At 36.4% G+C, this 10,440-nt stretch carries 6 protein-coding genes; 2 read left to right on the top strand and 4 right to left on the bottom strand.

Features of this window, described 5'->3' with window-relative positions; all coding sequences use genetic code 11:
* Positions 1–234: 234 nt before the first annotated feature.
* Entirely contained in the window at positions 235–1,548 is a 1,314-nt protein-coding gene (gene ahcY / locus BW926_RS11760) for an adenosylhomocysteinase (RefSeq protein ID WP_076447295.1), read from the bottom strand.
* 54 nt (positions 1,549–1,602) lie between these two features.
* Between ahcY and BW926_RS11755 the strand changes: the two genes are divergently transcribed.
* Positions 1,603–2,217, top strand: coding sequence for a 4'-phosphopantetheinyl transferase family protein (locus BW926_RS11755; RefSeq protein ID WP_076447294.1), 615 nt, complete (start codon positions 1,603–1,605; stop codon positions 2,215–2,217).
* Positions 2,218–2,320: 103 nt separating this feature from the next.
* On the opposite strand, the gene BW926_RS11750 is transcribed toward BW926_RS11755, so the two are convergent.
* The gene (locus BW926_RS11750; protein WP_076447292.1) at positions 2,321–4,594 is read right to left on the bottom strand and encodes an FUSC family protein; all 2,274 of its coding nucleotides are present in this window, start codon (positions 4,592–4,594) and stop codon (positions 2,321–2,323) included.
* A gap of 246 nt (positions 4,595–4,840) precedes the next feature.
* On the opposite strand from BW926_RS11750, the gene BW926_RS11745 reads away from it, so the two are divergent.
* Complete coding sequence (locus BW926_RS11745) at positions 4,841–5,221, top strand: cupin domain-containing protein (protein WP_076447291.1); 381 nt, start codon at positions 4,841–4,843, stop codon at positions 5,219–5,221.
* 75 nt (positions 5,222–5,296) lie between these two features.
* On the opposite strand, the gene porV is transcribed toward BW926_RS11745, so the two are convergent.
* Both porV and porU read right to left on the bottom strand, forming a co-directional pair.
* A complete protein-coding gene (gene porV / locus BW926_RS11740; RefSeq protein ID WP_076447289.1) occupies positions 5,297–6,460 on the bottom strand; it encodes a type IX secretion system outer membrane channel protein PorV in 1,164 nt (387 codons plus the stop codon).
* Positions 6,461–6,520: 60 nt separating this feature from the next.
* Complete coding sequence (porU, locus tag BW926_RS11735; protein ID WP_076447288.1) at positions 6,521–10,420, bottom strand: type IX secretion system sortase PorU; 3,900 nt, start codon at positions 10,418–10,420, stop codon at positions 6,521–6,523.
* Positions 10,421–10,440 lie beyond the last annotated feature (20 nt).

The following is a 10,440-nucleotide window of genomic DNA, read 5'->3' as shown; positions in this document are numbered from 1 at the left end:
TTAAAAGCTGGATCATAGATTTTTCGCCCTTGTTTCATACGTTAAAATTAAGGTTTTATGCTTAACTCTAACTGGAAGCTAAATTAGTATATCCAAAGGAAGTTTAAAAGACAAAAATATAGATATTAATAAGATAATTATTCAGAGATAAAAAACTGTGAACCTTTATAATAAATATATCAAAAAAGCCCCACAAAACGTGAGGCTTTTCTTTTATTTCTTAATAAAGGATTCTTAATATCTGTAATATTCCGGCTTGAAAGGACCTTTCACATCTACACCGATATACTTAGCTTGTTCTTCAGTAAGAGTTTCAAGTTCCACACCTAATTTTTTAAGGTGAAGAGCAGCCACTTTTTCATCCAAATGTTTAGGAAGAGTATACACCTCATTTCCGTATTTATCAGAGTGGTTCCAAAGTTCGATCTGAGCCAAAGTCTGGTTAGAGAAAGAGTTTGACATTACGAAACTTGGGTGTCCTGTAGCGCATCCTAAGTTTACCAATCTGCCTTCTGCAAGAATGATGATCTCGTTTCCGTCTACGTTGTAAACATCTACCTGAGGCTTAACTTCATATTTTGTAGAACCGTAGTTATCGTTTAACCAAGCCATATCGATTTCGTTATCGAAGTGACCGATGTTACAAACGATAGTCTTATCCTTCATTTTTTTGAAGTGAGAACCTTGTACAATGTTGAAGTTACCTGTTGTAGTGATGATGATGTCTGCATTTTCGATTACAGTATCTAATTTTTTCACTTCATAACCTTCCATTGCAGCCTGTAGCGCACAGATAGGGTCGATTTCAGTAACGGTTACGATAGAACCAGCTCCTCTGAATGAAGCAGCAGTACCTTTACCCACATCTCCGAATCCGCAAACGATCACTCTTTTTCCTGCCAACATTACGTCAGTAGCTCTTCTTACAGCATCTACCGCAGATTCTCTACATCCGTATTTATTGTCGAATTTAGATTTTGTTACAGAATCATTTACGTTGATAGCAGGCATTACCAAAGTACCATTCTGCATTCTTTCGTATAGTCTGTGAACTCCTGTCGTTGTTTCTTCAGATAGTCCTTTGATCTCTTTTGTTAATTCAGGGTATTTATCGAAAACCATGTTCGTTAAATCTCCACCATCATCAAGGATCATGTTAAGAGGATTCTTTTCTTCTCCGAAGAATAAAGTTTGCTCGATACACCAGTCAAATTCCTCAGCATTCATACCTTTCCATGCATAAACCGGGATTCCTGCAGCAGCAATAGCAGCAGCAGCGTGATCTTGTGTAGAGAAAATATTACAAGAAGACCAGGTAACTTCAGCACCTAAAGCCACCAATGTCTCGATAAGCACAGCTGTTTGGATCGTCATGTGAAGACATCCAGCAATTCTTGCACCTTTAAGCGGCTGAGACGGTCCGTATTCTTCACGGATAGCCATCAAACCTGGCATTTCAGCCTCTGCAAGAGTGATTTCCTTTCTTCCCCATTCTGCAAGGGAAATGTCCTTTACTTTATAAGGAACGTATTGGGTTGTTGTTTCCATCTATCTGAAAAATTTTTCGCAAATTTACAAACTAAAATCCTGCCAGCCAAAAATATGCCCCTTTATCGCGATTTTTCAGATGACAATGCCACGATTCTCGTATGGAAGTATGATGAAACCGAAGATTTGGATATTAATACACTTCTTGAACCGGAAAATATTGAGAAGGTAAAAGATTATCACCCCAAGAAATTATTGGAAGTGCTAATGGTGCGAAGAATGCTGAAAGGCCTGAAGCCCAATTCAAAAATCCTATATAAAGAAAGAGAGCCTTTTTTGTATCCGCAAGATGCAGAAATTTCCATTACGCATTCTTTTCCTTTTGCGGCGATTGCTATTTCTAAAAATAAAATCGGGATTGATATTGAGAAATTTAATCCTAAAATTTTAAGGGTTATCGATAAATTTACCTACGAAAATGAAAGAGGTTTTATCCCTTTTGACAATGAAGTTACTTTTTATACGATTATCTGGAGTGTGAAAGAAAGCATGTATAAGATCCATCATTCCAATTATTGGTCACTGAAAAAGAATTACGAAGTAAAACCTTTTGAATTAAAGCATCTTCATCATATTAGCTGCCGGGTTTATGACGAACAGTTTTCAGATGAATTCAGGGCCAGGGTGGAGTTTTTTGATGATTACTGCTTTACGATTGTTGAGGAATAGGAGGGATTTAAGGTTGTTGAAATTGAGATTGAGATGCTTCGACAGGCTCAGCATGACACCGCTACAAATTAAAAGTTAATAAAAACAGATAATATTAGAAATGTCATACTGAGCCTGTTGAAGCACCTGGATTATTAGATTCGTTTTTATACTTTTCAATTACTTTTCGCTGCTCTTTGGCTACATCATAGATCAGTTCCAGAATGTCGTGAATATTTTTAAGCTCCGTTAAATGAGATATTTTATCGGGATCTCTCATATCGTAAGCTTCATTTTCTATAAGCTCAAGCTTTCTTTTTAAAATGAGGTCTTCAAGCGAAGAATCTTCAGGCTCGATACGGCTTTCCATATTCAGTGTTTCGGTGATTTTGTCGCCTCTTAATAGATTGGAAACTTTCTGCATTTCGGCTTCAATTTTACGGCTCCAGCTTTCCGCATCTATTTCGGGGTATTTTTCATCATCTTTTACGTATTGTGAAAGAGAAGCTGTATATGCTGTGATAAGGTGTGAAGTGGCTACAAACTGATGAACAATCTCCAGCTTTTTCCGTTGATTTTTAGGTTCGGAAATCATACGTTGAAAATTGTCGGAAAGATTGGCTAATGAAATGATGGCATTTTTACGTTTTACTTTATAATCTTCAATATCATATTTTTCTTCCAGAAACTTAGAAATTACACTTTGGAAATACATTGAATTAGCTTCCGCCGATTTTTTCATTAGATCCAAATTTTGGGTATGCTCCCAAACAGGCAGTACAATGTAGGCTACTAAAGAAGTGATCACTGCTGCAATAACTGTATCACCAATTCTGTCCCTAAAAATAACATCTACATTTCCCGGGCTTAAAAAATTAAAGCTCAGAAAGACATAAATGGTCATAAATAAAACTGCCCAGAAGTATTTTCCCTTCAAAAAACTAAAGCACATGACCATGCTTAAAAGAAGAGTGGCAAATAAAACCTCGCTTGTATGGATGTAGTTGAGGATTCCGTAAGCAATGACAGCTCCTGCAACTGTTCCGTATAAACGTAGCAGATTCCGTTTTTTCGTGATGGAGTAGGCAGGTTTCAAAATGGCTACTACGGTAATTAAAATCCAGTACGTATGCCCGATTCCTAAGAATTGAAAAAGTGAAAATGAATAGCCTATCAGCAAAGCAATAGTGATTCTCAATGCATGACGGAAATGTGATGAAGAGAGAGAAATATTGTTTCTTAGAACTTTAAAATTAAGCTTTTCCTCATTCGGCATGAATTTTTTTAAATCCAGTCCCGTGGAAAGGCTTTTTGCAAGTTTCACGTTTTGGGAAAAGACTTTGTAGATCTCATTGATCTCTTTTGTAATTTCGTTGATACGCATCAGAATCTGGCGCAGGATCATGAAATTTTCAAAATTATCAGGAGAGATTTTTTTATTCCTCAGGTCAAAATAATCATGGTTCAGGCTTTTTAATTCAACTTCGAGGTTAAACATAGGTTTTGCCCTTGTCCCGATCTGCAGCGAAATCCCGATATTGGTAATTTCTTGGGCAAGCAGGCTCAGATAGTCATGAATATTCACGAGTATCATACTGTCGTCAAAGCTCTGTTGGAGCTTTTGATAATCATTTTCTGAGGTCATCAGCTTTTCATGAAGGTCCATAGAATTCAGGAACATCAGCATAAGCAGGCGGCTCGTAGTGGTTGATTCGTTAACTATGATCCGTGTCTTGAATACTGTTTCCCGGGTTTCTTCCTGTAGGTTTTTTATTTCGATCTGTTTAGCGATAACCTGTGTTGTCAGCTTATCAAAATCCGGGTTTTTCTGGTAATAATTGGCTTTAATTTTCAGGAATTCCGCTAGCTGGAGATAGTTTTCTCCAATCATCTGGCTGGCCAGTTTGTAAGGCTGAATGGTGGTTACAATTAAAAATATTAATAAAAACCAGATACATCCGGAAGCGAAAATTAGTAAGCTTTTTAAAATTTCAGTTCCCGTAAGGTGCCCATCAATAAAGATGGCAAGGACAACCAAAGATAATGATCCCACGGCTGCCAATCTTTGCCCGTACACCCCAATCAGAGAGAAAAACATCCCGAAAACGATGATTTCAGTAAAGATCAGCACTTTAATTTTCATAACTAGGCTTGCAATAAGCGCGACAGTGACGAAGCAAACAGTAGCAAACGTCAATGCATTTCTTCTTCGGATAAAAGGTCCCGGCTGATCAGTCAGAGCTACGAAACTCGTCCCAAGAGGGAAGAGGAAATATTCTTTCAGAATCCCGAAATGAGCAAGAGCTACACATGGCAGAACGGTAGCAAGCGTAATCCTGATGGCAGAATATACGTATTGGCTGGTTACAAATTTTTTGAGTTCTGCAGAGTAGTTCATACTACAAAAATAATTATTGAAAATAGAAAAACAGGATAAAATAATAAAATTTATCAGAGAAAAAAGCAATTGAAATTTCCTTGTTACTAAAATCTATTAATTATAATCTTTAAAAGAATTTTTTTCATTATTAAAATCTAAAATATTGAATATTGTGCTTTTTAAACAATTATAAATCATTTGATTTGTGAAATAAAGTATTTAATATTAATTTTAAAAATATTACCATCGCTAAATCGACAAATTATGAAAAATAAATTCTTTTATAAAATTACATTTTTACTTTTAATGGGGATAATGAACATGGCTTTTTTTGCAAATGCACAGCAATTAGCTAAAGGTGAAAAACAAACCATTCTTGAAAGGATTGAAGTATCCGGAAGCTCAAGCTCAATGGTGATGGGGTTGACAGATATCCCTGCAAATGAAACAAAAGATTTTCATATCCACAATTTTCCGGAGGTGGCTTATGTCCTGGAAGGAGAGATTACTATTTTTATACAAAACGGAAAATCTTTTAGTGTAAAAAAAGGGGAGAGCTTCCAAATAAAACCTGATATTAAGCATAAAACAAAAGCCGGACCCAAAGGTGCACAGGTTCTTTTTACAATCTTAAGTAAAAAATAGAATCGAGAAATCAGTTTGTATATAAAATAAAAAAGTCTCATACCAGATGAGACTTTTTTTCTATATTTTTTAATCTTAATTATCTGCGTTTGAAGTTTCATCACCAATGTTCCAGGTAAGGCCGAAACGTAATGTGTTATCCAAAGCAGTATTAATTTTAGACATATTGATCAGGTAAGAAATATCAAGGCCGAAAGAACGGTATTTTAACCCGATACCTGCAGTAGCAAACTGTCTTGCACCCTGCTCTTCACTTTCATGGAAGTAACCACCTCTTACAGAGAATGCATTGTCATACGAATATTCTAATGCCCCGCTATACATAATAGAGTTTTTGTTTTTGAAAGATTTTCCGATACCTGCCATTACACCAACGTTTGGAACTTCATAGATCGGCTGTCTTGTGTTAGGATCAGTTCCTACGAATTCTGAACCCGGAACTAAGATTTTAGAACCTTCAACACTGATCCCGACTCTGTTCATATCATCAAGATACATATCATATCCTACCCCTAATCTTGCCATTGTTGGAAGGTAAGATCTTGAATTTTCGTTTCCTGTGTAATCTAATTTCGGACCTAGATTCTGAACGGCAAAACCGGCATTTACTTTACCGTCATATCCTCCGAAGCTGGAGAACCTAGGCGAGGTGTAGTATCCTGAAATATCTACCGCGAAGGTGTTCGCTGGCTTAAGTGTAGTATCCGTGTTGAAACCTCCGGCTAAATCTGAGCGGATATATCTACCTGTAACGGCCATTGAGTAAGAATCTGAAAGTTTAAGACCATAAGCAACGTCAATAGAGAATTCGTTCGGTTTTGATGTACCCATTGATGTTACTTCATTTCCTACTAATTGAGTCAAATCTACTTCACCCATATTGAAGTAATAGATGCTCGCAGAGATGGTAGATCTTTCTTCCTGCCCTAAAAATTTATGGAACGCTCCATATAATAAAAACACATCATTGGTAAGTTTCCCCATGTAAGGAGTATAGTTCACCCCCACTGAAGAACTTGTTCTGCTGAAAGGATATTTCGCCGCGTTCCAGAATTGTGAAAAGGCATCCGGAGAGGTAACCACACCTTGATCCCCCATACCTCCAGCTCTTGCATCTGGTGCGATTCTTAAGAAAGGAGCCCCGGTTAATACGGGTCTTACCAGGCTTAAATCTTGAGAATAGCCTAAAAAACCAGCACTTAACCCAATTCCTAAAAGCAGTTTAGTAGTTAAATTCATATGTTGTCTTTTATATATTATCAGTTTTTTGTTAATATTATTATTGTTCTCGTTTTAAAATTATTTCAAAAGTACCATTTTTTCTACAGCTGTAGCACTTCCTTTGCATTTTTCTTGATTTTGACTTTTTGCAAATATCTTAAAAATATACGTACCTTTTGCTACTGTAGCACCAAAATCGTCTCTTCCGTCCCATTCAATTGCCTGACGTGGTGTTCTAAAGCCCTGTAGGAACGGTTCCGCAACTACAGGAGTAGATAAAGTTCTAACCAGTTTTCCGGTAATTGTATAAATTTGAACATTCACATCCAAAATATCATCACAATTATGCTCAAACTGAATATATGTTTTATTCGTAAACGGATTCGGCCAGTTCAGAGGTCTGTTGATCACCAAATGCTGATTGGCTTCATCCTTAACTTCAAAGTTTAACGTAGCAGTTGTCGAATTATTGTTTATATCCCAAACTTTAAATGTTAATTGATGTTGTCCTACTGGCAAATTTCTGAAAGGGTAGGTTACATTTCCTTTCTGATAGTCTGCTAGACTGGGGCTCAGACATCCATTTCCTTCACCTGAAGCATAAAAATCATTCAAAACAATGGTATTTATAATTTGCCCGTCCAAATATACAGTAATATCGTGACCGATACCAGACCCTGTGGAATTAATTCCTGTATCATCCGTTACACAAGCTAACAGCATGGGGTTCTGGTTTGTAATACCTCCGTCTGCGAAGTTGGTGTTATTCATATATAATTTTACTTTTGGCGGCTCGTTATCATTGATTCCGTTTGGATTAATGTCTCCTACCTGTACAGACTGATTATTGAAAACATCACTTGCTTTATTATCCGCATATCCTAAGATTCTTCCCTGCCCAATTGCATAGTTGATATCTTTCGGAACGTAAAATTCTACAATAAAAACTCCGTTTACTGCTGTTCCTGAAGCTTTTACAATGGCGCTTCCTTCTTCTGTGTATTGAAGAATAGGAGTCAAATTACCATCATTATTTAAAGTCTGCTTATTTAATCTCTTATCAAAAATGTTGATGACAACCCTTCCATTGAAGGTAGTGTTAAGCGTTCCGTCAGGTTTATTGATATGGCCTTTTACTTTCACAAAATCCAATCCTCTGATCAGTCCCGGAACCGGTGTTTCAATAGCGTCAATCATCAATAATCTTTGAGGTCTGCTTAATTTCATGGCCGGATCTCCAAGGAAATTTACCTTTAAATGTTCTGTAGCAGAACCTTTTTGCTTTTTAGCATTTAAATGGGCGTATCCTAAAGTATCGAAGTCGTCGCTTGTTAATTTAAAAATATTTTGAGTATAAAGATTGGTGAAATCTATGCCGTATCCCACGTCAATTGCACGGCTGGATGTAATCATTGCAGCCGGGCCTCCTTGTTTTAATTTAATGAACTGCTCACCTGCAGAAGAAGTGTCCGGCTCATCCCAAAGTGTAAATTCGCAGGTAATTGTTGATACAAATGGGAATCTGCTGTATACATTAGAGAAATTATTGGCATTTTGAACTTCATCTAAAGTTAAAACCCTTTCCTGAGCCCAACCATTGATTCCACCGTGTCCGAAATAGAAAAGGTATAAGCTGTTTCCTATATCATTGGAAATCGCCTGGTTTACCTGAGGATATCTTTGTCCACCTGCTGTACTTTGCCCTTGGAAAGCATCCAGATAGAGTTTTCTTACATTATATTCTTTAAGATTGTTGGTAGCAGGCTGCTCAAAAGTAGACATCAGTGTATTGTTCATTACCGTATGGAAAGGCATACCACCATCATTATCATCATCCACTACGAAATCTAGCTTCATCCTCCATTCTCCGAAAGGTGTGGATTGTCCTGATAAACTGTTGTAATATGCCAGTGTTTTATCAATCATATTAGCAGCTTCTGTAGCATTGGCAGCTGGAATTCTCCCTACCGGAAGGTCAGGAAGATTGTTGGTAATAAATTCGGTGGTCTGAGGTTTTGTCATCACAATATAATCATCTGTCACAAAAGACCTGATTACATCCATTGATTCTTCACTCTGATAGCTGGAAACCACATTCGTGTTATTGGAAATTCTGTTTTTATAGTCATAAGAAGTGTCTCCTAAAATGAAAACGTACTTTAAAGTTCCAAGCGGTGTATTCAGTTTAGTAACAAAATCCCTGATTGCAGTAAGATCTCTGCTTCCGCTTCCAAATTCATTATAAATTTTATCTGTATCTACAATTTGTACATTGAAGCCATTTTTAGTCTGGTGATAAGTAGCCAGTCTTTGAGCTTGTCCCATCATTTCAGGAGTTGTAATTATCAGATAATCTACATTTTGAAGAGCAGAAAGATTCTGATTATTAATTCTTCCCACAAATTGAGGACTGTAAGCAGCGTCAGCTTTGAAAGCCACAAATTCATTATTAAAATTAGGATCTGAAGTTGTATATGCAAAATTAAAAGTAGTATTTCCTGCAGCTTTGTTTACCCTTCTATTAGCATTGGTAATATCAGTCACATCCCAGATTTGTTCTGCCGAAGAAGCATTGGATAAGCTGAAACCGTAGGTTGTGTTGCTTCCGCTGATCAATGAAAAATCCCTGAAATTCATTTGGCTGCCATTGAAAGCAAGATTGTCTTTATATTGTACTTCCAGATAATCTACATAGAAATTTCCGTTAGGATTTACAGAAATATTTGGTTTTAAATTAAATGTAATCTGGTTGCTGCTTAATCCTGTAATGGTTCCTGAATATCTAGCAGGATAAAAATCATTAGTTCCGCTACTGTTCACTGGAGGAATAGAAACTGTAAAAGGATTTTGAGAATTAATATCAAAAGAAATACTATTTTGCTGAGATTTATAAGCGATTACCTGAGCTCTATATCTGATCTGATCACCTCCCTGAATAGAAGAAGCCGTGGTAAATGTAATGGCTTTATCAGTAGTAAACGATGCGTCTTCTACCCAAATTCTTCCTACCTTCATCAGGTTTTTCTGATCATTATTGATCACCTGGTAGTTATCAAATCTAGTAATTAAAGGTGTTGTCGGAAGATTGATGTCAACAGGCTGCACTCTTTTTCCCGGACCTTTATCAAAGTTGATATAATAGTATGAATAATCTTCATAAATATTTTTCAGGTTTTCGCTTCTGTCGTTTCTGGTATCAACTCTTTTATATCCATTTCCGTTGGATGTATTGTAAAGGTTATATCCATTAGGTCCCTGAGCGTAGAATAAAGCATAATCATTATCATTCCATACCCCATCATCTTCACCTACTACCTGAATGGCATTTTCCTGAAGAGCACTATATTTTATATCCTGATTATGTTCAGGAAGCATGATTCCACCATTTCCATAGATCCTGAAATTTTTAGGATTTACAGAAGAAGGGTTGATCCCGTTATCCTGCAAAAATTGTTTTGTAATTTTGAAAATACCAGATTTATCAACCTTTATTTTATAAAAGTTTCCTGTTGAAAGAGGATTGGTAGTTGTTCCTACTTTCAGAGGGCTTCCAATAATCTTAGATGCATTGGTCTCCGAAATCTCAAATGAAGACAACCTTTGGATCTTTCCCTTGATATTTTTGAATAAAGCGATATTAATGCTTGCATATTTTTCGCCATCAAGATAATAATAGGTGACATCTTTAATCTCATAATCAGGAAGAAGGTCTTTGCTTATTTCATATAAATCCTTGCTGGAAACAGTTTCCCAGACAGGATTAGAAACTTTTAATTGCTTTTCCCCAATTTTTTGTTTAGTAGTTATAAAAATGTTATTTTGGCTGAATGAAAATCCCTGATTTTTAAAATTAGGGAGATTCAGTTTTGTATCGCCGAAGTCTTGGATTTTGGAACCATCCCATTCAATGTTTATTCTTTGAGCCAAAACTGTTGATACAAAACATATTAGAAATAAAAGCGAGATTTTTTGTTTCATGTTTATTATTGAAATTTCTG

Source organism: Chryseobacterium sp. RU37D, assembly GCF_900156075.1.
In the GTDB taxonomy this organism is placed as follows: Bacteria; Bacteroidota; Bacteroidia; order Flavobacteriales; family Weeksellaceae; genus Chryseobacterium.
The sequence above is the reverse complement of the archived record's forward strand: the minus strand, read 5'-3'. Positions and strand labels throughout refer to the sequence as shown.

What these genes read in the sequence shown, in the direction of transcription:
- ahcY (WP_076447295.1), bottom strand. Translation starts at nt 1,548, where the DNA reads ATGGAAACAACAACCCAATACGTTCCTTATAAAGTAAAGGACATTTCC.
- BW926_RS11755 (WP_076447294.1), top strand. Translation starts at nt 1,603, where the DNA reads ATGCCCCTTTATCGCGATTTTTCAGATGACAATGCCACGATTCTCGTA.
- BW926_RS11750 (WP_076447292.1), bottom strand. Translation starts at nt 4,594, where the DNA reads ATGAACTACTCTGCAGAACTCAAAAAATTTGTAACCAGCCAATACGTA.
- BW926_RS11745 (WP_076447291.1), top strand. Translation starts at nt 4,841, where the DNA reads ATGAAAAATAAATTCTTTTATAAAATTACATTTTTACTTTTAATGGGG.
- porV (WP_076447289.1), bottom strand. Translation starts at nt 6,460, where the DNA reads ATGAATTTAACTACTAAACTGCTTTTAGGAATTGGGTTAAGTGCTGGT.
- porU (WP_076447288.1), bottom strand. Translation starts at nt 10,420, where the DNA reads ATGAAACAAAAAATCTCGCTTTTATTTCTAATATGTTTTGTATCAACA.